Origin of the sequence: Cohnella silvisoli, assembly GCF_021190915.1 — a bacterium.
Taxonomy (GTDB): domain Bacteria; phylum Bacillota; class Bacilli; order Paenibacillales; family Paenibacillaceae; genus Cohnella; species Cohnella silvisoli.
Window position 1 is genome coordinate 86,682 of the sequence record NZ_JAIOAP010000021.1, and the last position, 24,639, is coordinate 111,320.

A 24,639-nucleotide genomic window follows, 5' to 3' on the forward strand; every position below is an offset into this window, starting at 1 on the left:
GATCCTATGGAGTCCATCCAGCATGAGATGGCTTTTTTTCAATCTCTGGTGAAAGGCATAGCCGCTCAGTTCGGAGAAAACTGCGAGGTTGTGCTTCACGATTTAACGCGTCCTTACGAAAGTACGATCGTAGCTATCGAGAACGGACACATTACGGGCAGAAAAACCGGCGATCCGGGAACGAATCTCGGCCTGGAGCTGCTCAAGGGAACCGTCAAGGACGGCAACCGCTTTAACTACATGACACAGACGAAGGATGGAAGGATTCTCCGTTCCACTTCGCTATACATCCATGATGCGAGCGGCAAGCCCATCGGCTCTCTGTGCATGAACTTCGATATTACCGATCTGAAAATGGCTGAGCAATCCCTGAAATCGTTGATCAACTTCGGAACCAATGATGAAGTAAAGGAAACGTTCGTCAGCAACGTCAACGATTTGCTAGACACCTTGATCCAGCAAACGCAGGAAATCGTCGGCAAGCCCGTGGCGCTAATGTCCAAGGAAGACAAAATGAAATTTATTTCCCTGCTGGACGAAAAAGGGGCTTTCCTGATCAAAAAATCGGGCGAGAAGGTTTGCGCCTATTTGAACATCTCCAAGTTCTCGCTGTACAGCTACATGGATGTATCGAAAAGCTCGGATCAAGGAGGAGAACACGTATTGTGATCGAACGCCAGCCTTATTGATCGACGTCGACAAGATGGAAGCCAATATTCGCCATATGGCTATGATCGCCGACCGCCACCATAAGAAATTGCGCCCTCATGCGAAAACACATAAAATGCCCGCCGTTGCCCGCAAGCAATTGCAAGCGGGTGCCGCTGGAATTACCGTCGCGAAAGTTTCCGAAGCCGAGGTGATGGCGGCAAACGGAATCGACGATATCTTCATTGCTTATCCGATCGTGACGGCTTCCAAAATCGAAAGAGTGCTCGCTCTCGCTGGCAAAGTAAACCGTCTTATCGTCGGTATCGACAGCCTTGAAGGTGCGATGCAATTATCCCAAACGGCGACTAAAGCGAATGCGGTTATAGAGGTTCGGCTGGAAATCGATACCGGCATGCGAAGAACAGGTGTACTCTATGAGGATTCTCTTCATTTGGCTTCCCGAATTCATGCCCTCGACCATCTGAATCTTTCGGGTATATTCACCTTTCGCGGCGCTTTCATGAACGGCGCGCCTACCCTGGATTTGCGCAGCGCCGGCATCGAAGAAGGAAACCTGATGGCCGAACTTGCCGAGAAAATGAAAGCGCAAGGCATACCGATATCGGACGTTAGCGTGGGTTCGACCCCGACGGCCGAATATGCTGCGGAAGTAAATGGCGTCACGGAAATTCGTCCGGGAACCTACGTGTTCCAGGATCAAATGCAGGCGAGGCTGGGCGTTTGCACCTTGGATCAGTGCGCGGGCACGGTTCTGGCAACTGTCGTAAGCAGGCCTTCCCCCAATTACGCCGTCATTGACGGAGGAAGCAAAACGTTTGCCACCGACGTGCAGCCGAATACCGAACCGCTTCAATTGCGGGGCTTTGGCCATATTCTAGGTGCCCCGGACGCCGTGCTGGAGAGACTGTCGGAGGAACATGGCGTCATCCGGTTAAACGGCAACCAGCCATGGAAAATAGGAGAACAAATCCAAATCGTCCCTAACCATATCTGCAGTACGGTAAATTTGCATAATAACGTATATTGGGTTGACGGTGAGCGCATAGAGAAAGTAAAAGTGCTAGGCCGAGGAATGCTTGAATAAATCGATAATCGAAGAGAAAAACGGAGGATTTACACATGTCGCAGATCGAAAAACGTTTAGAACAACTAGGAATACAATTGCCGGCCGCCCCAAAGCCGATGTTCACCTATGTTCCGTGTAACCGAACGGGAAATTTGCTCTATTTATCCGGGCAGGACTGTCGGATCGATGGCGTTCTGATGTATGAAGGCAAGCTGGGCCAGGATTTGACCATCGAGCAAGGACAAGCGGCCGCTAAGCAAACGATCATCAATTGCTTGGCTGTCTTGAAAGATTACTTAGGCGATTTGGACCGCGTCGTGAAAATCGTCAAGATGCTCGGGCTCGTCAACAGCGCTCCCGGATTTGCCGACCAGCCTTACGTCATCAACGGGGCGTCGGATTTCCTCGTCGAAGTGTTCGGCGAAAGTGGCAAGCATGCCCGTTCGGCCATCGGTACCAACGAGCTTCCGTTCCGCACGCCGGTCGAAATCGAAATTATCGCGGAAATCCGGGATTAAGATAACACCACAAACTCGCTATACACAGGCAGCTCCGTGAAGTTATTTCACGGAGCTGCTGACCTTAACATTATTTCTTAGCTAAATACTTCCGTACATCGAATCCCACGGCTGACACGATAATCAAACCTTTTATGATAAGCTGCCAGTTCGGATTAACCCCGATAAACGTCAGGCCGTAGTTGATGACGCCGAAGATCATGACGCCGGCCATTACGCCAGGCACGGTTCCAATGCCTCCCGTCGTAGATACGCCGCCGACCACGCAAGCCGCGATAGCATCAAGCTCGTACATGTTGCCGTATCCATTGGAGGCCCCTCCGGATTTGGCGGCTTCGAGAACGCCCGCAAGCCCGTACAGCGCGCCGGCTATACTATAAATCCACAACAGATTGCGTCCGACATTGATACCCGAGACATGAGCCGCTTGAACGTTGCCGCCGATCGCGTACATATTTTTGCCGAGCCTCGTTTTGTTGAAAATGACCCAGCAGATGACGGCGACGATAATCGCGATAATGACCAGGTAAGGCAAACTAAAGGAGCCAATCTCGAACGTACCCGAGCCCCATTTCGTAAAGCTTGAACGAAGCCCGCCGATAGGCTGGGAATTGTTCGGCGGCATATCGAAGTACAAGGAATTGATCCCCAGCACGATAACCATCGTCCCCAGCGTCGTAATAAATGGCGGCACATGAAGCTTGGAGACGATAAGACCGTTGATAAGGCCGACGACTAGTCCGGCAAGAACGGCAAGCAGCACGGGAACGATAATAGGCAGCTCATTTAAATGAGGAAAAAACTTCTGTGGATAATCGGACAACTGCACCATTGAAGCCGAGATCACCGCGGACAACCCGACGACGCGGCCGGCGGACAGGTCGACTCCCCCCGTAATAAGCACGAATGCTGCGCCCAACGCGATAATCGCTTTCGTCGAGTTCTGGTGCAGGATGTTCGTCAAGGTGCTCAAGGATAAGAAAGACGGATCGGTCAACGTAATGCCGATGATGAGAACGGCAAGTACGACATAGATCGCGTAGTCAGTCAGGAATGCTTTCGTATTTTTAACGGTAACGTTCATGTCGATCCCCCCCGATCAGGCCGTATGTTGGGCGGCTAGCCGCATAATTTCTTCTTCCGTGGCGGTAGCGCCGTCCACGATTCCGGTCAAACTTCCTTCGCTCATGACCGCTATGCGGTCGGACATGCCAAGCAGCTCCGGCATTTCGGAAGAAATCATAATAATGCTTTTGCCTTGCGCGGCCAAATCCGCGATGATGGTATAAATTTCGAATTTCGCCCCGACATCGATTCCCCGAGTCGGTTCGTCAAGCAATAAAATATCGGGTTCCGTCAGCAGCCATCTCGCCAGGAGCACCTTCTGTTGATTTCCGCCGGACAAATATCTGATTTGCGTTTTCATAGACGGCGTTTTTACGCTTAAGCGGTTTATACTGCGATCCGTGTCTTCGCGCCGTTTGTTGTCCTCCAGTATAAAATAAGGCTTTTCATAGCGCTTCTGATTAGCGACTACCGTATTTTCAAGCACCGACAACACGGGGAAAATGCCGGTGACGCGGCGTTCTTCGGTTAATAAAGCCATTTTGTGCCGGATGGCGTCAACGGGCCTGCGAATCTTAATCGGCTTGCCGCGCAGCGTCAAACGACCGGACGATAGCGAGCGGATGCCGAACAACGCTTCGATCAGCTCCGTTCTTTGGGCGCCTACCAATCCGCCTACCCCGAGAATTTCACCTTTCCGCAGCTCAAAGGATACGTTGCGGAATGATTTCGGTATCGGAGAGGTGAAATCTTCCACCTTCAGCAGAACATCGCCGGGAACATTCGCTCGTTCCGGGTACCGCTGGGTTAAATCGCGTCCGACCATCCGGGAAATGATGAGGTCGGTCGTCAAATCCTTCGCGTCCCAAGTACCGATTTGTCGCCCATCCCGCATGATCGTAACTTCATCGGAGATGCGCAAGATTTCTTCCATTTTGTGCGAAATATAAATAATCGCGACTCCACGCCGCTTCAAGCCTGCGATAATGCGGAACAAATGCTCGACTTCATTGCCTGTCAGAGAGGAAGTAGGTTCGTCCATGACGATGACTTTGGCATTGTATGAAACAGCCTTGGCTATTTCGATCGATTGGATTTTGGAAACGGACAGCTTGCCGATGATCGTATCCGGTTTAATATCCATGTCCAGCTCCTTGAAGAGCTTCTCGGTATCGCGGAACATCTTCTTGCCGTCTACGAATCGGAACGGTCGAAAACCGCGCAGCGGCAACCGGCCAAGCCATATATTTTCCATAACGCTGCGGTGCGGAACTGGATGCAGCTCCTGATGGATCATGGAAATTCCGCTGCCTAGAGCCGCTCTTGAATCGGGGAGATGGAGCTTCTGCCCGTTCATCCGGATTTCGCCGGCTTCCGGGGAATAGATGCCGAAGAGACATTTCATCAAAGTCGATTTGCCTGCCCCGTTCTCGCCCATTAGCGCATGAACGGTACCGGGACGAACGTTTAATGTAACGTTGTCCAGCGCTTGCACGCCGGGGAAAGACTTCGAGATCCCTTCCATCTCCAGCAAATATTGCGTTGTTGTCATTGTTCACTCCCCCTGATGCGGTTAACGGTATAAGAAAGGCGGGGTAAGCGACGCAAGCCTCGATCGCCCCCCGCCCTAATCCTCTTACTTGGCGTCGTTCATATTATCTTTCGTGATTTTCTTATAAGGTACCCAGACGTACTTGCCGTCGGTGATGTCATAGCCGGAGTTGTCTTTGGAAGGCGTGTCGCCTTTGGCGAGCACGGCTGCCAAATTCAAAGTCGCGGCGCCTTGGTTTTTGGCATCGTTGAGGACGGTTCCGAGCAGCGTTCCGTCGGACAGAGCCTGCAAGGCAGGTGCCGTTGCATCTACGCCTACGACCGGCATGAACTTGTTGTCCTTGAAGTAACCGGCGGCTTTCAGAGCTTCGATTGCGCCAAGCGCCATATCGTCGTTGTTCGCAAGCACGGCTTCGATTTTGTCCCCGTGAGCGGACAGGAACGTAGCCATTTTATCCTGCGCTTTAACGCGATCCCACATCGCCGTGTCTTCCGCAAGCTTCTCGACTTTAATGCCAGCGTCTTCGATCGCTTGGATGGAAAACTTCGTGCGAAGCTCGGCATCTTGATGTCCCGGCTCGCCCTTCAGCATAATATATTGCAGAACGCCGTCTTTGTTTTTGTCCATTTCCGGATGCGCTTTCCAGTAATCAACGAGAAGTTCGCCTTCCATGGAACCGGATTGCTCCGCTTTCGCGCCTACATAATAAACCTTATCCCATTTCTTCATATCGTCCGCCAGCGGTTCGCGATTGAAGAATACGACCGGGATTTTCGCTTTCTGGGCTTTATCGATAATAACGCCTGCAGCCGTACGATCTACGGGATTGATAGCCATTGCGTCGTATTTCTTGGAGACGAACAGGTCGACTTTATCGTTCTGGGTCGGTTGGGAATTCTGGCTGTCTACGATGTCAACCGTCGCTTTGCCGGTCGCGGCGTCTTTGATGGCGTTGCGGACGCCGGTCATGAACGTATCATCGAATTTGTAGATGGCCACCCCGATCGTATTGCTGTCGCCGCCCGATGCCGCTTTGTCGTTGTTTTTCGAATTACTGCAACCAGCCGCCACCGCAACCAGCATTGCTCCCGCTACAAGCACCGGAATAATCTTCTTTTTCATATTACTTGACCTCCTCGAATCTGTTTGTTAGGACCGTTACGAGATCGATTATGTCTCATTCCGGTATGAAAACGAATTCAATATCCTCCTCTTTTCTAGCAAAATCCTGCTGACCTCGTTTATTGGACGAAGGGGAACAGCATTTTCTGGTTGTCGGACCAGAACATATTCTCGGCATCGATCACTTTCGTACCCGTATCGATCTTCTTCGGAACGCTTTGCCTATTCATCGCTTCCACTGCCGTCTTCACGCCCAAATACCCCATGCTAAACGGGTTCTGGATTAACGTAGCCTGAATAATGCCCTCTTGCAGCCATTCCAATTCCTCAGGCGTGTTGTCAAAGGCAACAAGTTTGATTTCACCATCCCGCTGCATGCTCCGCAATTGCTCGGCGGCTCCAATCGAAGCAGCTGCGTTCAAGGCTAATATTCCGTCAATGTCGCTATGTTTATCGAGCAATTCCTTCGTCAACTCCCCGCAACGGGTGGAGTCCGAGTTGCAATAGGCGGACTCTACGACTTGCATGCCCGGCGTCGCCGCCCATTCGTCCCGAATCCCTTTTTCCCGCTGCTCCGCGTTTCGCGAGCCTTTTACGAAGTTAAGGATGATAAACCTTCCTTTAGAATCCGTTAACTCTTTCATCTTCAATGCCGCTTGCCTGCCTGCTTCATAATTATCTATCCCGATGAAGCTCCGCACCTCGGGAGAATTGACTTCAGACTCGATCGTTACGACGGGAACGCCTAGCCGATCGGCTTTGGCAACCGATGGTGCAAGCTTCGTATAATCGTTAGCCGCCAATATGAGTCCATTCGTTCCATAGGCCAAATACTTGTTCACCAGATCGATCTGGCTTTTCACATCCGCCTCGTCCGTTGTCCCATCGAATATGAGCTTCACATTAAATTCGGTCGCCGCCGCTTCCGCGCCCATCTTGACGGTGTTCCAGAACTCTCCTTCCTTGCTCTTGACGATCAGAACGATTTCCTTCTGCGTTTCCGGCATGGAGTGGATTTCTCCTCCCCGCCCGCAGGAAACGAGCAACGAGAAAATCCCGAACAAGCCCAACAAACCTGCTATCGAATAACGTCTCATATTTCCCCTCCTTCTTGCAGACAGGGCAGCCATACGCTTACGGTCGTGCCTTCCTCGCGTTCGCTCTCAATTTGCAATCCGTATTCCTCTCCGTAATTAAGCCGAATGCGTTCATGGACATTACGAAGGCCGATACCGGTTCCACCCTCATGCTGAGCAGGAGGATCTGTAAGCAGATCCTTAAGCTTATCCGGGGAAATGCCCAAGCCGTCGTCCTTCACTTGCAAACATAACTTGCCTTCCAATACCCGCGCGGAAATCGTAATAAACCCTTCATCGGCGCTCGGCTCGATGCCGTGGTAGATCGCGTTCTCCACGAGCGGCTGCAGCACAAGCTTTAGCGTGCGGCACCGAAGCGCTTCTTCATCGGCTTCTATCGCATATTCGAACTTGTTTTTGTAGCGCATTTTCTGAATGATCAAGTAGTTGCGAATGTGCTCAAGCTCGTCCGCTACGGAGATGAAATGCTCCCCCTTGGACAAGCTGATCCGGAAAAACCTCGACAACGAAGTAATCATCGTAATGACGTCTTCATTTTTCCCGGTACCCGCCAAACGAACGACCGAATTCAACGTGTTATATAGAAAATGGGGGTGGATTTGCGATTGCAGCACCTCGAGCTCGCTCTTGCGCTTAGCTTCCTGCTCGTGAATGTTCTGGTTCATGAGCTCCCGGATTCGGTTCACCATAAGATTAAACCTGCGGGACAAACGTCCGACTTCATCGTCACGCCGAATGGGGATATGAATATCGAAATTTCCCCGTTCGACGAGTTGCATCGATTTCTCCAGACGTTTGATCGGCTGGGAAATTTTCGCGGACATATATAGCGTAATGAGCAGCACGAATGCCATGACGAAGAGCAGGAGCCATAGCAGGAAGGTGCTGATCTCCTTGCGGGTCGTTACGATTTCGTCCATATAAGACACGCCGACGATTTTCCAGCCTACGTTGTTGACGGTCTGAATCGTGATCAGCCTATTTTCCCCCGTGGAACCGTCAAGATAGCTTCCGTACGTATATTTGAGCGCTTGTTCCACGTTCTCATATTTCAAGCCGGCGTAAATGAGTTGCTGCTGCGGATGATAGATAATGTTGCCGGCGGAGTCATCGATAATATAGGCGTAACCCTTCTGCCCGAGCTTAACGCTCCGTGACAAGTCGTCGATCAGCTTGAAATTGGCATCGACGAGCAGCACTGCGTTAATCTCTTGCCCGTTCGCCGTCTTCAGCTTAATCCCCTTGCTCATGGACACGACCCACTTGTATTTGCCCTTGAATAGATTCTGGACATGAGGTACGGAGAAGCTCAGATGGTTCGGATTCTCGATGGCGGAACGAAACCAATTCTGGGAAGTCAAATGCGTATTGGATCTCATGTCCGCGGAAGGAAGCGACGTCATTCGCTGCCCCGTTTCGGTGAACAACCCGATGGTGACGAGGTCCTCCCGCGTGTGGAAAATCGTGTCGAGGCGCTCGTTCAGCATCTCGTTCGGCAGTGCGCCGCTAGATTTGATTTGTGCTTCAACGGACGTAAAGACGGTGGTCATACTTCGGATGTAGTACTCTAGGTTGGCCGCCACTTGGTAGATAACCTGCTGGTTTCCCAAAGAAGTATTGTTCTCGGCGGTACGGTTGAATTTGTTGTAAAGGACGAGGCTGACGAAGAACACGACGAGCACCGTCATGATTGTGAAGGAAGCCGCGATCAGAAATTGGATGCTCTTAAATCGGTATAACCGAAATTGGAGGCCTCTCACGGCGTCTCTCCCCTTGTCCGATTACGGAAATCTTTGGGCGACATGCCCACTTGTTTCTTGAAGCTGAAGCTAAAATAGTTGGGATCGGCATACCCGACCTTCTCCGCGATTTCGAATGTCTTCAGATCAGTCGTGAGCAGCAATTCCTTCGCTGTTTCGAAACGGATTTGCAGCAAGTAATTGACATAGGTCATCTTCGTTTCCCGTTTGAAAATACTGCTGAAATACCCGGCGCTTATATGCAAATGCGAGCAAACCTTGGCGATGGAAATTTCGCTGTCCGCGTAATTGGCTTTAGTGTAGGATTTGGCCTGCTCGACTAACGAATGGTAGGCGGTTTGGCGATCGGCGGCGATGCGAGTCATCACTCCCGTGCAGGTGGAAATAATCCATGCTTTCGCCTCTTGAAGGCTATTGAACTGAGTCATCTCCTTCAGCCAATTGGAATCGCTCAGCTGCCGCTCACCGTTGTCTCGATTCGGTTCCTGCAACGCTTTCAGCATGGTGGTCACGATCTGCAGCAAGAAAATTTGCGCATCTCTGAAAGAAACCGTGGATTCCGCGATCATAAGCGGAGCGAATAGGCTTTCGACGATCGTCACCATTTCATCTGTCGTACCCACCTTCAGACAGCGAAGCAACGCCTGCTCCTGCAGCTCGTCGAACCGAATCGGCGCCGTAGATCGTCTCTCCACATCCTCGATGGCGATCACGCGATTGTTGCCAAGCAATATTCGGTAATCGAGCGCAGCCATTGCATCTGCATAGGAGTACTTCACATCGGACAATTTCGAAGTAATGGTGCCCGTCCCTATCGTTATGCTGCGGTTGATATACTTATCAACGTTATGGCGAATCTCTTCGAGAATGTGCGCTGTGTACTTCTGCACTTGATCGAGATCATCGGTTTCCGCGCTAATACCGAGCCAGACGACGGTTTCATTGTGCTGGAAAATGTATCCTGCCGCGCCCTGCCGCGAAACGATTTCCTCGGCGATGTTGCGTACGGCGAAGTTCTGCAATTCGAAATCGAAGCGGTTCCTATTCGAGTCGCCTGTATCCCGTTCTCGTGCCGAATTATCAAGTTGCATAATCGATACCGTGTAATAGCTGCCTTCAAGCGGCATGCCGTAATGCTCGGTTTTCTCGCGGATTTCCGCCGCCGTAAGCCTGCGCGTCATTAAGGAGACGAGAAATAGCTCCCTTAATACGGGGATGCTGCGACGGTAATGCTCCTGCAGGGTGTCGACGTTTTCCCGTTCCGCCATTTCGGCATCAAGCCTGCCCTTTACTTTCTGGAGAGCTTGCAGCAAATCCCCCGCGGAAAAAGGCTTGAGCACGAATTCTTCTATGTTTAAATGGATAGCCTTGCGCGCGTATTCGAATTCGTCAAAGCCGGTCAGGATGATGATCTTGGTCGATGGATATTCACGGCGTATTTGCTCGGAAAGCTGCAAGCCGTCCATAAAAGGCATGCGGATATCGGTCACAATGACGTCAGGGACCGATTTCTCTATCATCTCCAACGCTTCGCGACCGTTCTCCGCCACGTCGGACACTTGGAAGCCGTGGGCTTCCCATTCGATCTCGCTGAGCACGCCTTCGCGGACGTCTGCTTCATCATCCACCAAAATTAATTTGTACATATCGGATATCCCTCTCCAACAATTAAGAATGCGGTTACATTTTGGCAATAGCATACCATATGGGGACAACCTACATAATCGGAAAATTTTTTCATGTTATAAAAAAGAGACTTCTTTAATCTGCGCCCGACTGTCCTTTTCGCCAGAAACAGCGATGTTTTTCATCATTTTTGGATTAAACATATTGACATGGTCTTAATTTCCTACTATTGTCGAAGTATTGGTTATTTTGTACTATTGAAAATTGAAAAGGCACACCCTTTGAAAGATGGGGTCGCAAAGCTACAGGGGCTACCGCGCATCGCCATGCGTCATGCCAGCCAGTTGCCGGAATAAGATGGAAATAAAAACCTCCTATTCGGGAGGTTTTTTTATGTTTCAATACAAGGTTTCTCAATAAACGAAAGCGGGTGATAGCCATTGAAAGCCATTTACATTAATCCTTTTCTGAAAGCGGCCTCACATGTGTTCGAGCAATTCCAGCTGCCCTGCAAGGTTGGAAGTCCGTCTCTTAAAAGTTCGCCGTTCTCCGGACTGGAAGTATTAACGATTGTCGGCATAACGGGAGACATTCGCGGTCAAATGTATTTCGGAGGGTCCATGCCAAGCATTCTAGAAGTCGTTTCGACGATGATGGGAGGCGTTCCGGTCGAAGCCTTGGGTTCATTGGAGCAAAGCGCTTTTTCCGAATTAGCTAACATGATTTGCGGCAATGCGATGAGCTACTTTTCTCAAGACGGAATCACATTGGATATTACTCCGCCAACGCTAATCATGGGCAAGCAGATCGAAGTTTCCGCAGTCAAAATGAGCGTATTATCTATCCCCATAATCCTTAATATGAACAATCAACTAGAGATGAATATCGTATTCGAAGTTTAATATAAGGAGATAACCCCTATGTCATTGAGTAACTGCGTCCGCTGCGGCAAGTTGTTTGCTCAACATAGAATGTCGGAAATGGCATGCGATGATTGTTTTACCGAGCATGAAACGGAATTTCATCTTTGCAAGGACTATCTGAGAACTCACCCTACGGCGTCATTAAAAGAATTATCCGTCGGTACCGGCATATCGATGCATAGATTGACGAGTTGGATTAGAGAAGGACGAATTCAGGTTTTGTGATTGATTGGCTAAGATATTGCCTACTATTTTCGGCGAATCTTATTAAAGGTCAAAAAGTGTGGGCTTATAGCTCTATTTCAAAAAATAAGTGATAAAACACTTATACGAATTCTGGATGTTATCATCAATTACAATCCAAAAAGAAATAAAAAGAGCGCCGACTCATTTGTCAGCGCTCATTCTTATCCATCTATAGAATAACATCATAAATATGCGTAGTTACTACGGATTTTTGTTTAATAGGTTGCTTTTCCCTCGAATTCATCTTCTAATGCTTCGTCGATCGCTAAATATTCACCATCTAACCGATCGAGATAATCTTCTCTTATTTTCTCGTACATCTCTTGCTCTGCTAGAATGTCGGCAATATCTTCTGAAGTCAGTTCATATCGCGCATTTTCGAGTGCTTGTCCGATACCGCCTAATTGCGATTCAAAGAATTCTATACTGAGTGTGTAGCACGACTCCAACATCTTTCTTACATTTTCGATCTCTTCTTCATGTAACTCTATCTCATAATGCATGATTTTATTTCTAAGATTATTTAAGTATAGGATTGAGCTAAAAAACATTTCTGGAATTTCCACATCGCATAAGTCTCGTAATCGCTTCATCGCATCAAATAGATTGACAGTTTTAAGGTTCGGATTTACCTCAAGCACGTTGCTTTTTCCGGAACGTTTAAGGTCTGACTTGGCACTAATGTATGTTTTCATATCTTCAAAAATAAGGAGTTCTAACCTCTGTTTCAACATGTGCTTGAACAATACTTCATTCGCATGATTGATTGATAGAATGGCATCTTTATAATGATGATACCCACCATCAACAAGGTCTTTGATTTTTTGAATTGAACTAAATGCAGCTTTGAAAGAATCAATTCCATTATCGAACAAGGAATACTTCATTACCTCTTAGCAACCTCCTTGGAAACCTTGTGATATATCAACCAAACGCAAATCCCAACTCAGCCTAAACATCAGCAAGTTCCAAAATATAACGAAGGCTAGGTCCAGGTAGGACAACCAAAGCCTTTCCTATTTTATGAGAGTTTCTATAGATTTTAAGTTAATTCGTCAATTGTGAAATTATGTGATTTGAATATTTTTGAAAATATACTGATCATAAATTCAATTGAAGCATCGCCTTCTGGATCATAAATGGATATTGAAACATGAATTTCTTGCGGCCCCAGATCGCCAGGGATCTCCCATTGCTTTACCTTAATTAGCTCAACAAATCTTCCAGTTTTCATTATTTCCGAACTGATCCTATCTCTGTAGTCAAATATGTCAAAATCTCTTTTTGGCGCGAAAGATATTATGAATATTCTATTCTCTTCTCTTTTCTCATTTTTTACTAACGGCAAGTTCGATAGAGAGAATAATCTCTTTTGTTTGGAATTTAACTCTCTAGCTCTTGTTTTGATTCTTTCATCTTCGTTCAACATCATCTCTTTGAATTCTTTCAAATCTTGCACTTCTTGTACAGCCTCTTCGTCCACTGTATGATCAAGATACTTTTGCGCAAACTCTAAAAAGCGATGAGATTCATACATGTAGAAGTTTTGGTCTGTTTCGTAAGTAAACTCATCTATAAGTTCGAATCTCGGGCCGATTGTTTTACCGTGCACCCTGAGCCACCAATCATCCTTTACATCGTCGGTGACGAGAATAACCGATTTTTTTCGAATTTTTGCTTCCTCGATTATTTGTTTCCAGATAAGTAAATCACCGTACTGACTTTCAATTGTTAGTCCTTGATAATACTTTCTATCATCCTTTTTGTCGGAAGCGTCTCTGAATCCAGGAGGTCTTTTTAATTTATATCTGATCTCGCCCTCTCTAAATACAACTTCCAATTGATCTTTAGTAAAAGGGGGTCCGATGCTAGTAATATGCCTTTCTAAGAACTCTCTGACATCATCGTTCTGGAGGTAATTTGGGTGAAGGTTTTCTTGCTCATTAACTTCTTTATTTAGTAATTCAAAAAAGCCATTAATTCTTTCTTTTATGTTATTCACATCAATTATCGGATGCTTTCTTGCATAGTCTTTCAATCCATCATTTAGTTGAAGAGTCAGTGGCCCGGCTGCATCATTTAATATCTTCCTCACTTGTTGATACGCATCAACTTGTTCATAAATAACCTTCAATCGATTCGCGTGAAATTCTAAAGCTGCTTGATGTGGTATCCATATTCGGGAAGATAATTCCCTGATGATATCCATAAAGATATCTTTTGTCTTAATCGTATACCTGTAAAGATTTAATAAAACATTAGCATCGAAGACGATTACACTCTCTTCCCAAAGTCTATTAAAATCATCGTCAGTTGGAGTGTAATACATGGAGAACAAACTTTTCATACCTTCACTCCTCAATATTGTTAACTGAGGTTATTCGACAAGAATTTCCATTTCCCTTCAAATTTGCTTTATTGTTACACTACCAATAGCTGGTGTCATGATATGCTCATCAGGTTCCATGAGATATTCGCCAAAAGTCAAAACATAAGCGTCGGCTCGGTTTGGTGACTTAAGTCTACGCTTTTTCATGTCGTCTTTGCTTTCCAGTATCATTTTATCTTTCGAGGTCATTCGCCATTTACTTGTAGCCAATTGAGATATTAAAGTGTCGTCAACTGGAAGTTCAATAACACCAGGTATTCCATTGATGAAGTTTGTCAAGTTCGCCTCTAAATCCGTTCTAATGGATGACCACATCTCTGTAACTAAGTTTGCACAATACTCATCCAAGGAAGATGCACCATTATTAACCGGCACAACCTCCCACCCGTGATTCGAAATCAACCTAATGAAATATAAATATTCTTCTTTTGAGGATAACGAATAATTTCTCTCAATATTTAATACAAGGATTACGTATAGTAAATGGGTCAAGGAACTTTATTTATTGTTTTTTTTCGTTTTATAAATAATTAACCCAACGAGAAAAGAAATTTGAATTGAAATAACAAAAGTCATTGCAAGAATATTACCTAAATCATTTGAAGCGGCAATGATGTTTGATACAATTATAAAAAGAACAACGGTGACCAACAATGAGAGCAATATTCCAAAAATAGTTTCTTTCAAATTTTCACCTCCGTAAATAAAGTAGGGGGGGTTACCCCCCCTACTTTATTATATCACCAACTGAAAGTTATGATATAATCCAGAGTCTCTGTGTTAACAGCTGGTTCGACTGCTAAACCAACCGGGTAAATACCAACCCCAACATTACCACTTATAGTTTTATGACCATAGCGGAACAAAACATTTGAAGTTCCTGATTCAGTGTTTACAACGTAAACATATTGCTGAACCCAACCTTTCATTACGTTTGCATCGCCTTTAAGATCAAATGACGCAGCAACACCGACGCCTAGATCGTAGTTAGAAGGTGATGATTTTGTAACACAGTCCCACGCAGTTGCTACATAATTACACGTTTCGCTGGAGTGCCCTAGGACTTGCCCTTGTGAAGTTCTGAGATACCATTTATTTGTAACGGGATAGCCGATAGACATTTTATCTGTCAAAGTCCAAAATGGGTCAACTTTCCATTGAAAGTTACCAACAAGAATAATTTTCTTAGATCCTGAAACATCACTTGTAGTACTGAACGCTGCACCATTAAGAGTGATATCACTATTAGTTAATGATGCAGTTCCGATTTCACCGTTGCTAGGTCCCTCACTCTTTAGATCATAACTTTTACTAGTAGTTGTAGAAAGTTTCTTTCCATCGTTGGCGATAAGCTCTCGTAACAATCCAATAGGATATAAAGTTGTTTCTTCTTCTGTTAGACCTACTTGATTAATGAGAACTAGCTTTTCTTTTTCTGTTAGGCCTTCGGAAGTATTTTTATCTTTTGCGAATGCAGAAGTACTTAAGGTAAATATAAGACCAACTATCAAAATTATTGACAAGAACTTCTTCAAAGAAAACACTCCTCTTATTCTCTTGTATTTATGATAAAGCTGGCCAGCTTCTCATCAAATTCAATACATAATGTTAGAAGACATCTTTTTAGGCATATTTAAGAAAGGGGCAGATACCCCAAACCAGCACGTCCAGAAATCGATTGGATAACAATTGAAAATTTTGAATTAACTGTTGACACAGCCAGTTTACCACCTAAATGTTGGAAGCGTATATAGCAAAATTTGTAATATTTTGTCGAAAATATTAAATTATATTTAAAGTAACTAGTTATTTCACAAATCGAGATGTAGCGCATATATCCTATTAATAGCACCCGCGGAGCTTCAAAATCTTCATTCAACTGGCATAAGGAAGGTTTTCCCTCTTCTGATCGAACCATGAACATAAGAGGTGTCATATGTCTAACAAATATCCATTACGAGATGAACCAGGTAAGACCATGTTTGTATTTGAAAAGCTAGGTAAGGTTTACGGCCATGTCATAAAGGATCGAACAGATAAGGAAATGGCGAAATTTCTATATGAAACAAAAAAGTACGGTTCTATTGAAGAATTAAAAGAAGAATATCCGGAGGCTGAGTGATGTTCAAATCCGGTAATTCGGGTTCGTTAATTTGTTCTTTTCGGTATCTGTTTAATAAATCAGTCTTTCTCGTCGTATAAAATACTAAATCCTCTAATTGCCCCCTTCGTCTCAAATAAATGCTTCATGGCATCCTCTTTCGATAGCGGAACACTAATGCGCTTACCGTTATATCCGAGTAGCATTTGAGCACATAACTTCCAAGAATAAGAACTATGATTCCAGAAATCTTCATACTCCACTCTTATTTACTCTTGTTTGATAATCCCTCTATAACAGTGTTATAGAGAATGTAAAGAGCGACCAAAAAGGCCGCCCTGTTGTGCCGTAATTTAAGAAGCTTCCTCCGGAGAAGTCAGAACGATCTTGCCCTCTACGAGCTCCAGCTTAACTTTGTTCGAGTCTTTGACGCCAATCGACTCCAGATAGGTTGCCGGTACTTGAAGACGGCCGGCTTTGTCGAGTATGGCATATTCGACATGGGAGTCTTCCTCGGTTTGTTCGATTCCCCGCTCCAGCTCCGCCAGCTCTTCGGCATACGACTTGCGGCGCAACATTTCCGAGGAAATTTTTCCGTCGCGGATGGCGACAACGCGGTCCACCTTCTTCGCGAGCAGCGGATCATGCGTGACGATAACAATCGTGATGCCGATCGTCCGGTTCAGTTCGCGAAACAAATCGAGAATTTGATCCGCCATCCGGGAATCGACCGAGCCGGTCGGTTCATCCGCAAGGAGCAGCTTCGGATGGTTGGCCAGCGCGATGGCGATAGCTACACGTTGCTGCTCGCCGCCGGACAGCTGATGGAGCTTGTTGTTCTTCCGATGGGTCAGCCCCACTGACTCGAGCAGTTCCAAGGCCCGCATTCTTTTGCGCTTACCCTTAAGCAGGATCGGAAGCTCGACGTTCTCAAGAGCAGTTAAATAAGGAATGAGATTTCGAGCGTTATTTTGCCAGACAAAGCCAACGCTTTCCCGTTTGTACTTGACCAGGTCACGCTCGGACATCTTCAGCATGTTCTTGCCGTCGATCTCGAGTCCTCCAGCGGACGGACGGTCGAGACCGCCGAGCATGTTAAGCAGCGTCGACTTTCCGCTACCGCTGTTGCCGATGATGGCCATTAACTCGCCGCTTTCCACCCGCAAATCGAGACCTTGCAGCGCGAACACCTCGAGGTCGGCTGCCTTGTATATTTTGACCAAACCTTCGCAATTGATCATCGGTTAGTCCTCCCCCAGTTTCAGCGCTTGATGGACGCGGATGCGGGAGAGCATATAGGACAAAATGCCCAACCCTAGCAATAACATGAAAATGACGATCGAATAGAGACGGATAAAATCGATAGCCGCGAACATGACCTTGAACGGCGGAACGAGGCTGCCCGGATTAAAGGCAATCTGAAAGTTCGGAACGAACAGCAGACTTGCCAAGTTGCCGATCGCAACGCCGATTAGGATAGCGACTCCCGACGTTAGCAGTTGCTCGAGCGCCAGCATTCCGATCAATTGACGAAGCGATAGCCCGATCGCTCTCATAATTCCGTTCTGCAGCGTCCGGCCTTTGAGCGACAAGATCCAATAGAGCAAGAAACCGACAAAGCTGATTAGAATCGAAATGATGAAACCTAACGTCAGTATTCCGTTAAGCGCGAGCAGGAAAGGATCGTTCTTCGCTTTATTTAGATCTTCCCTTGTGTTAACGATACTCGTAAGTCCAAGCTTCGACTTCTCGATGCCGTCATAAAATTCGGAAGTGGAATATCCCGGCTTCATCTTCAGCCATACCTGGTAAGGCTCGAGCGCCAATTGGAACTGAATGCGGCTCAGATTGCCAACGATGAGCATAGGCGCATTCTGTTTCGTCTCCTCATCCGAAGCATCGATAGAACCGATCGGCGGGTTCGGATTGAAGGTTGGAAAATAATCGATAATCCCGAAGACGACGAACGGTTGGGAGCTGATTTCTTCCCAGCCTACATATATTGTATCGCCTTTTTTCAAACCCCGTTGTTCGGCTAACGTTCGGGATATAAGCACCGCGCGCGGGTCGGCCGCAATCAGGTTCAAATACTCGTAGAACGGATAATCAAGCAGCTTATTCGGAAACCAAGACGCTCTTCCGAAATCATCGCTATCCACCCCGACGAGCATCGCGACGCCTGACTTCTCTCCGCTCGCGAAAGTGGCTTTCTCTTTCACGAATACTTTCGCCGCCTGCTCGACGCCCGGCAATTTCATATACGGATCGAATGACGGCTCCAAATAATGAATCACCTTGGGCGCGGTCAGCGATGTATCCGTAGGCGGAGCACCTGGCGGCGGCGGTGGCGGCTTATCGTTCTGCCATTGCGCCTGCAGGACGAAATCCGCGCCATTGCCGTAACGGATCCGGTCCTCCGTATTGTTGTTGAGCGTTCGCGCGGCACCCGCGCTAAATACGCCGATGGCGATCGTCATAATAAGGAACACCATCAGAAATTGATATTGGCTGTTGGAACGTCCGACTTGGATCAATGTCGCATACAAAGACGGCGGCCACCATTTGCGACCGATCCAATAAACAAGCTTCAGCACGAACGGATACAGTCTGAGCAGCAGCAACCCTGCCCCAAGGACGAATAAAGCCGGCATGACGAATTGCAACGGATCGATTCTTAGATCGTCCGTGCTTAAACCGAGACTCTTTAAATCCTTTAACCGGCTGTTAAACGTAGTAAGGCCATAGATAGATACGGCCAAAGCCGCAACATCGAGAAACGCCTTGTGCCAGAACGGCAGCCGCTGCATGCGGGCAAGCTGCTGCTTGTGCCCGACGATGGAAACCCGCGTAGCAAGTACTACCGGAATGAGCATCATCAGGAACGAGACCGCAGCGGCGATTCCCCCGTAGAGGAACGCTTGATCATTCAAATGAACGGGCATGCGCGACCTTTGAACGAACTCCAGAAATCCGTTGGAAGCCCCGAGTACTTTCGTTAATCCCATTCCGATAAAAGGTCCGGCGGCCCATGCGATAGCGCAGAGCAGCAATCCTTCTATGGCAAAGGAGAGAACGATTTGCCATCTTGCGGCGCCTCTGCTTCGCAGGATGGCGATCTCGTTTTTCTGCCGGTCCACGATCAGGTTAGACACCATGAACATATAGAAACCAAGCATGATCAATACGGGCACGTTCAGCGACCACATCAGCTTGTTCAGTTGTTTCGCCCGTTCGAAGTATTCCGTGATCGTAGCCAGAGCAGGCGTGTTGAATTCGCTTTGGAATTGAACGATCTTGCCCTTCACCTTGGCGCGTATCGCCTTATCGGTATCGATAAATTGCGATACGTTCCGAAGCTCCATCTTGGAATAGTCAAGTACGAAGAACCAACCGCTCGCCGAGACCGGGATTCTATTCCCCTTGATGAATTCTTGGGCGAACAGCCCTTCGTCAATAATGAAGGCCGAATTCATATCGCTTAAGCCCGCATTGCGAAAATAAGGATCGTCATCCTGTTTCTTGGTGAAGACGCCTACCGGTTTAATTTTGAGATTTCCCTGGATTTTGTCGGCCTTTAATAGAAACACGGTATCCAAAACGGCCTTATAGTTGGCCAAAGCCTGGTCCGTGACGAGCACCTCGTAAACGCCATCGACGGGCTGCTTCGCAGGCATTCTTCCGTCCTCGAGCTTGATATGATCCTCGAACTCGCTATAGGACCGCAAAGTAGCGCTTTGCCTCGATTTCTTCGTATCCTGTTCCGTTCCCGGAGGGATAAGCGAAACGGATTTGGTGCGTCGTTCCTGCACGAGCTCCTTCACCGGGATTCCGAAGCCCGGGGCAGCCTCGGCAGCCATGAAGCGATCCATCTGAGCGATCAGGCTGGCGCGTTTCTCGCTCGTTTCATTATAGAATCCGATCATCGACCAGTGCGTTCCCGGATAGATTCCTTTCTCGTTCTGGAAAGTCTCCAAATCTTTAACGAGCATGCGGGATAGAATGGCTTCCGAATAGATCGGCATCGTTCCGACAAGCGCTACGGTCATCAGAATACCGAAAAACATGCTGGACACGAGCCACTTATTTTGAACCATTTTGCGGATAATCATGACGAATAAGGCCACTTCGAAGCCTCCCTAACGCTAGGAACGCGAAATAATTTACTGTATTTACTGTAGAACGATGGTCTGGCCTTCATCCAATCCTTTAATGATTTCTACTTCCGTGGCGCCGACGAGCCCCGGCTCGACATCAATCTCGCGTAAGCGCTTACCGTCTTCCAATACACGTACGAAGTTGCGTCCCAGGTACGAACGCAAACCGCTGCGCGGAATTTTGATGACTTGATCGCGCTGCTGCGTAATGATTTTCACGTCGGCCATCGAACCGATCTTGGTATCTTTAGGCAGCTTCGGTACCTCTATGAACAATGTCTTGGCATATTTTTCGGCTAAATCTTTATTTAAAGTGGTCGGAGAAGAGGACGGCGTCTGAACGACTCTCCCTACGACCTTGTCTTGATTCAAGGTAATGTCCGCGGCTACGCCCACCTCGACTTCGCGAATATCGTTGGCATTGTCGACGCGAATAGCAACTCTGAGCTTAGAGGGATCGGCTACGGTAACTAACGTCTGGTAAGCTTCAACGTAATCCCCTTCCTTCAGGGATTCCGCGAACACCACTTCGCCGTCGATATTCGATACCAGCTGCTTGCTGTTCAATTGTTTCGATAACCGATCGTATTTGGTTTGTTCGATTTCCATTTGCAGTCCTGCGATCCTGAGCACCTGTTCATCGCCGTTGCGGGCTTGCCGATAAGCATATTTCGCTTTTTCCAGCGCCAATTGCTGTTCCTTTACTTGAATATCCAAGCCGTCCAATATGAGCTGGACAAGCACGTCCCCCTTTTTTACCTTATCGCCGGCTTTCACTGGAATTTTATCGATCCGTCCGCCTTGACCGGTAAACTGGGCTACATCCGTAAGTATCGATTCGAAGGTGCCGCTTCCGTTGATCGATTTCACGATCGTCCCTTTTTCCGCCTTCACGGTACTGTAATTTTCTTGCGCGGGTTTGACGAGCGGCGGTTTCAAAGCATCTTCTTCTTTAGGCAAGAGCGAGCAGCCTGCCAAGGCGGTACCTAGAACGATTGCCAATCCGAGAGCCGTGGCTTGTTTAATTGTGCGAGACAATTTGTCCATCCTCCAGTTCGTAAACTTGATCGACGATTTCCATAATGGCTGGATCATGCGTAGTCAGAACGATCGTAATTCCGCTTTGCTCTACCAAGTCTCGGAATACTTTAATAATATGCAGTCCCGTACGACTGTCGAGCTCGGCTGTCGGTTCATCGGCCAGGATCAGCTTTGGCTTATGGGCTATGGCGCGGGCGATAGCCGTCCTTTGCTGCTCTCCTCCCGACATCTCGAAAGGCCGGTGATGCATCCGGGGTTTCAAGCCGACATGGTCCAGAGCTTGGACTGCCGCGGCTTTCCGTTCATTCGCGGGAACTCCGGCAATTCTAAGTACAAACTCTACGTTCTCGTAGGCGGACATAAGAGGAATAAGGGCAAAGGATTGGAAAATAAGTCCCATCTCCGTCCGGCGGACAATGTCCCTCTGAGAATCGGACATCGTCGTCAGGTCTCGCCCGTCAAAGGAAATCGTACCTTCCGTAGGTCGATCCAGAGCGCTAAGCAAGTTGATCAACGTCGTCTTGCCCGAGCCGGATCTCCCTTTGAACGCAACCAATTTGCCTGCGGGGAGGTGGATGTCCACGCCTTTTAATACGGTAACGGCGCCCGAACCTTTGCCAAAAACGCGTTTAATTCCTTTTGCATGAATGATGTCCTTGGTTATAACCGTCATCTCGTTGATGGCCTCCTCTCTACTCTGTTCGCCAGCGGGCAACCGATTGACGTTCCTTAAGCTGCGGCGGAACCGAATGCTTAGTACCCGAATTTCCCTTAATGATCTCCATGAGCATTTGTACAGCGCGTGAACTGATCTCGTCTCTGGCGTGACTGATTGTCGTAAGCGGAGGCGACGTATAGGCGGAAAAGGTATCTCCGTCGTATCCGACAATCGAGACCTCTTCCGGCACCAATATGCCAGCACGCGCAAACTCCATGATAGCCCCCATCGCCATTAAATCATTAGCGCAGAATAGGGCGGTCATCTCCGGATGCCTGTGCCGCAGCTCGATTGCCGACTTCGCGCCGCTTGCGCCGGAAAAATCCCCGATCACAACCAAGGAGCTATCGTGCTCGATGCCGAATTCACTTAATGCCTCGCAAAAACCGGCGTAACGCTCCTTGCAAATGCGAATTCCCGGCGGACCGTTCATATACCCGATAATGCGGTGTCCGCCTTCCAGCAGCCTTCTTCCAGCAAGACGGCCTCCTTCCCGATCATCCGAGATGACCGAGGAGCAACGAGGCCCGATGACATCCTCGAAATTAACGCACGGCACCTGAAGCCGCAAAACCTCCTGTATGATCGGATGCGCTTCAGAGAAAGGAGGAAAAATAATGCAGCCTTCCAAGCTTCGGGATGTAATACATTCCGTTAAGCGCTGATTTTGATAATTGGAGAAGGGGATTGAAAAAAAGAGAGCGTCCTTGCCATAGCTTTGCAATGCGTTCTGCAGGGGAGAGAACATACCCACAAACCCATCACTCGCTTCGAATTCGAACTGCGGGATGAATACTCCGATCAGGTTGCTGCTTTTACCAACGAGTTGCTTGGCGCCGAGATGGGGAACGTAGCCCATAGATTTGGCCGTTTCTTCGACAAGCTTCCTTGTCGCAGCATTCACGCCATAAACGCCGTTTAAAGCTCTGGAAACCGTGCTGACCGACAAATTCAACGCCTTCGCAACAGCTTTAATTCCTACATCTTGGACGCCGGGCTTGATACCAACATCTTGAACTGTGGTTGCGTCTGCAGGTTGAGCGGACTTGAATGTACTTCCGGTGCCGATCAAAACCGGTCACTCGAGTGGCAAAGTAACATAGGAAGGTTCTCCTTTCCGTCATTGCAAACGTTTGCAAAAATCTATCATTACTATAAACCGAGAGTAAATATCTGTCAATTTCTAATTGATGATTTCGTAGATTTAGCTGAAAAATAAGTCGATACGCATAGGTGTGATTGTGGAGTGATTCGATACATCGGGTGCGGGTATCCCTTTTTGCTAGTTTAGGTTACACTAATATCCAAGAAGCGGCGAAGAACGCCCCTATCCTACCGAATGGTGGGTTAGGGGCGTTTTCTGTTTTATCGACCGCTCTAAACAGAGGAGGAATAGGATAATGAGTTTTGAAAAACAACACGCAGAGTTTATTGCTTATCATCTGAAACGTAGATCGGGGGAACGCAGAGGACGATTGGAACGGGGACATGCGCATGGAGAAAAACTGTTTCTGCAAAATACGTGGTGGCCTATGTTTGGCAACTTTGATCATTTGCATCCAGAATATGAAATACTTGATTTACGGGGAAAACCTTATTTTGCAGATTTCGTTTACTTTTTTGGCTTCTTGAAATTTATCATCGAAATCAAAGGATTCAACAGTCATATTCGGGATATGGACCGTATGGGCTTCTGTGGCGAAACAAACCGCGAGCTCTTTATGCAAGGAATAGGCTACCGGATCTTCTCATTTGCTTTTGATGATGTCGCCAATCGTCCTGATCTATGTATCTCTCTGCTGCGCATGAATCTTAGCCAATATCAACCTTCCCAAGCTCCCGTATCGCGCGCAATTCTCATTGAGAAAGAGGTAATCCGCCTAGCTTTAGGACTGACTCGATATATTAGGCCAATCGATGTAGAGAAACATTTCGAAGTCAATCACCGTACGGCCATTAAATGGTTGCGCTCTTTAGTTACGAAAGGATGGTTACGCCCTGTTTACCGTCATCCGCAAAGTAAAATACTCGAATACGAAGTGGTTCGCGACAAAATAAACTTCTTTTTCTGATCGATTACGAGGTTTTGGGTTTGGGGGGGGAACAACCTGTATTCCGTACAGCTGTTTCCAACTAAAACTCGGATATTCGTCAATCAACCTGCATTATGTACATGTACTCCGCCAAAATTCAGCTAAATTTGCACTTTTTGTTCTAAACACATGTACATTTTGCAGGTTGACGCTACTAAACTCAAGATTGATTCAAAACACCTGCGCTTTTTACATTTTGTTGCTGGTAGGAGTTCGGCTAGATTGATTAGTTTAAGGACGGGCGCGGATTGACGTGAGTTCTTCGAAAGTCCGGCGTAAGTTCGGTGCGAGTTCGGTGCGTCTTCGGCGCGAGATTGGCGCGAGATTGGCGCGGGTTCAGCGCGACTTCGGTGCGTCTTCGGCGCGAGATTGGCGCGCGTTCAGCGCGACTTTGGCGCGCGTTCAGCGCGACTTTGGCGCGCGTTCAGCGCGACTTTGGCGCGCGTTCAGCGCGACTTTGGCGCGCGTTCAGCGCGACTTTGGCGCGCGTTCAGCG

At 47.6% G+C, this 24,639-nt stretch carries 22 protein-coding genes and 1 riboswitch; of the genes, 6 read left to right on the forward strand and 16 right to left on the reverse strand.

Going from position 1 to position 24,639, the window contains the following annotated elements; genetic code table 11:
- The first annotated feature begins 6 nt into the window (after positions 1-6).
- The 3 genes from K7P76_RS29230 to K7P76_RS29240 are packed head-to-tail and all read left to right on the forward strand — an operon-like array spanning position 7 to position 2,256.
- Positions 7-669 (forward strand): helix-turn-helix transcriptional regulator, encoded by a 663-nt coding sequence (locus K7P76_RS29230; RefSeq protein ID WP_232189624.1) that lies wholly within the window; start codon positions 7-9, stop codon positions 667-669.
- Positions 626-1,756 carry an alanine racemase gene (locus tag K7P76_RS29235; RefSeq protein ID WP_232189625.1) on the forward strand — a complete coding sequence of 377 codons (1,131 nt, stop codon included), beginning with the start codon at positions 626-628 and terminating at the stop codon, positions 1,754-1,756. The genes K7P76_RS29230 and K7P76_RS29235 overlap by 44 nt, the downstream gene beginning before the upstream one ends.
- Before the next feature lie 35 nt (positions 1,757-1,791).
- Positions 1,792-2,256, forward strand: a complete 465-nt coding sequence (locus tag K7P76_RS29240; RefSeq protein ID WP_232189626.1) for a RidA family protein — start codon at positions 1,792-1,794, stop codon at positions 2,254-2,256.
- 70 nt (positions 2,257-2,326) lie between these two features.
- Here the strand turns inward: K7P76_RS29240 and mglC are convergent, their stop codons facing one another.
- From mglC to K7P76_RS29270, 6 genes are all read right to left on the reverse strand, one after another.
- Positions 2,327-3,340 carry a galactose/methyl galactoside ABC transporter permease MglC gene (mglC, locus tag K7P76_RS29245; RefSeq protein ID WP_232189628.1) on the reverse strand — a complete coding sequence of 338 codons (1,014 nt, stop codon included), beginning with the start codon at positions 3,338-3,340 and terminating at the stop codon, positions 2,327-2,329.
- 15 nt (positions 3,341-3,355) lie between these two features.
- Positions 3,356-4,873, reverse strand: a complete 1,518-nt coding sequence (locus K7P76_RS29250; RefSeq protein WP_232189629.1) for a sugar ABC transporter ATP-binding protein — start codon at positions 4,871-4,873, stop codon at positions 3,356-3,358.
- 84 nt (positions 4,874-4,957) lie between these two features.
- Entirely contained in the window at positions 4,958-5,995 is a 1,038-nt protein-coding gene (locus K7P76_RS29255; protein ID WP_232189631.1) for a galactose ABC transporter substrate-binding protein, read from the reverse strand.
- Positions 5,996-6,114: 119 nt separating this feature from the next.
- Entirely contained in the window at positions 6,115-7,092 is a 978-nt protein-coding gene (locus tag K7P76_RS29260; protein WP_232189633.1) for a substrate-binding domain-containing protein, read from the reverse strand.
- Positions 7,089-8,780, reverse strand: a complete 1,692-nt coding sequence (locus K7P76_RS29265; RefSeq protein ID WP_232189650.1) for a sensor histidine kinase — start codon at positions 8,778-8,780, stop codon at positions 7,089-7,091. Before K7P76_RS29265 ends, K7P76_RS29260 begins: the two co-directional genes overlap by 4 nt.
- A gap of 68 nt (positions 8,781-8,848) precedes the next feature.
- Positions 8,849-10,498 carry a response regulator gene (locus K7P76_RS29270; protein WP_232189635.1) on the reverse strand — a complete coding sequence of 550 codons (1,650 nt, stop codon included), beginning with the start codon at positions 10,496-10,498 and terminating at the stop codon, positions 8,849-8,851.
- A 241-nt stretch (positions 10,499-10,739) separates the two neighbouring features.
- Positions 10,740-10,830: riboswitch (cyclic di-GMP riboswitch) on the forward strand.
- A gap of 88 nt (positions 10,831-10,918) precedes the next feature.
- Between K7P76_RS29270 and K7P76_RS29275 the strand changes: the two genes are divergently transcribed.
- Entirely contained in the window at positions 10,919-11,380 is a 462-nt protein-coding gene (locus tag K7P76_RS29275; RefSeq protein WP_232189636.1) for a chemotaxis protein CheX, read from the forward strand.
- A 482-nt stretch (positions 11,381-11,862) separates the two neighbouring features.
- Here K7P76_RS29275 and K7P76_RS29280 read toward each other — a convergent pair whose 3' ends face one another.
- The 5 genes from K7P76_RS29280 to K7P76_RS29300 all read right to left on the reverse strand — a co-directional run bounded on the left by K7P76_RS29280 (position 11,863) and on the right by K7P76_RS29300 (position 15,571).
- Positions 11,863-12,534 carry a hypothetical protein gene (locus tag K7P76_RS29280; RefSeq protein WP_232189637.1) on the reverse strand — a complete coding sequence of 224 codons (672 nt, stop codon included), beginning with the start codon at positions 12,532-12,534 and terminating at the stop codon, positions 11,863-11,865.
- Positions 12,535-12,689: 155 nt separating this feature from the next.
- Positions 12,690-13,994, reverse strand: coding sequence for a PIN-like domain-containing protein (locus tag K7P76_RS29285; protein WP_232189638.1), 1,305 nt, complete (start codon positions 13,992-13,994; stop codon positions 12,690-12,692).
- 57 nt (positions 13,995-14,051) lie between these two features.
- Positions 14,052-14,411, reverse strand: a complete 360-nt coding sequence (locus K7P76_RS29290; protein ID WP_232189639.1) for a hypothetical protein — start codon at positions 14,409-14,411, stop codon at positions 14,052-14,054.
- Between the two features lie 123 nt (positions 14,412-14,534).
- Positions 14,535-14,723: a hypothetical protein gene (locus tag K7P76_RS29295; RefSeq protein WP_232189640.1), complete on the reverse strand. Its 189-nt coding sequence runs from the start codon at positions 14,721-14,723 to the stop codon at positions 14,535-14,537.
- 53 nt (positions 14,724-14,776) lie between these two features.
- Positions 14,777-15,571, reverse strand: coding sequence for a hypothetical protein (locus K7P76_RS29300; protein WP_232189641.1), 795 nt, complete (start codon positions 15,569-15,571; stop codon positions 14,777-14,779).
- A 401-nt stretch (positions 15,572-15,972) separates the two neighbouring features.
- Here K7P76_RS29300 and K7P76_RS29305 point away from each other — a divergent pair, with 401 nt between their 5' ends.
- Positions 15,973-16,158 carry a hypothetical protein gene (locus K7P76_RS29305; protein WP_232189642.1) on the forward strand — a complete coding sequence of 62 codons (186 nt, stop codon included), beginning with the start codon at positions 15,973-15,975 and terminating at the stop codon, positions 16,156-16,158.
- A gap of 332 nt (positions 16,159-16,490) precedes the next feature.
- On the opposite strand, the gene K7P76_RS29310 is transcribed toward K7P76_RS29305, so the two are convergent.
- Genes K7P76_RS29310 through K7P76_RS29330 form a run of 5 tightly spaced genes read right to left on the reverse strand, consistent with a single transcriptional unit; the run spans position 16,491 to position 23,122 of the window.
- The gene (locus K7P76_RS29310; RefSeq protein ID WP_232189643.1) at positions 16,491-17,378 is read right to left on the reverse strand and encodes an ABC transporter ATP-binding protein; all 888 of its coding nucleotides are present in this window, start codon (positions 17,376-17,378) and stop codon (positions 16,491-16,493) included.
- A 3-nt stretch (positions 17,379-17,381) separates the two neighbouring features.
- A complete protein-coding gene (locus K7P76_RS29315) occupies positions 17,382-20,261 on the reverse strand; it encodes an ABC transporter permease (protein WP_232189644.1) in 2,880 nt (959 codons plus the stop codon).
- Between the two features lie 45 nt (positions 20,262-20,306).
- Positions 20,307-21,329 carry an efflux RND transporter periplasmic adaptor subunit gene (locus K7P76_RS29320; protein ID WP_232189645.1) on the reverse strand — a complete coding sequence of 341 codons (1,023 nt, stop codon included), beginning with the start codon at positions 21,327-21,329 and terminating at the stop codon, positions 20,307-20,309.
- Positions 21,313-22,005 (reverse strand): ABC transporter ATP-binding protein, encoded by a 693-nt coding sequence (locus K7P76_RS29325; protein WP_232189646.1) that lies wholly within the window; start codon positions 22,003-22,005, stop codon positions 21,313-21,315. Before K7P76_RS29325 ends, K7P76_RS29320 begins: the two co-directional genes overlap by 17 nt.
- A 19-nt stretch (positions 22,006-22,024) precedes the next feature.
- On the reverse strand, positions 22,025-23,122 hold the full coding sequence (locus K7P76_RS29330; protein WP_232189647.1) for a LacI family DNA-binding transcriptional regulator: 1,098 nt from the start codon (positions 23,120-23,122) through the stop codon (positions 22,025-22,027).
- Between the two features lie 328 nt (positions 23,123-23,450).
- On the opposite strand from K7P76_RS29330, the gene K7P76_RS29335 reads away from it, so the two are divergent.
- Positions 23,451-24,122, forward strand: coding sequence for a hypothetical protein (locus tag K7P76_RS29335; protein ID WP_232189648.1), 672 nt, complete (start codon positions 23,451-23,453; stop codon positions 24,120-24,122).
- The last annotated feature ends 517 nt before the right edge of the window (positions 24,123-24,639 follow it).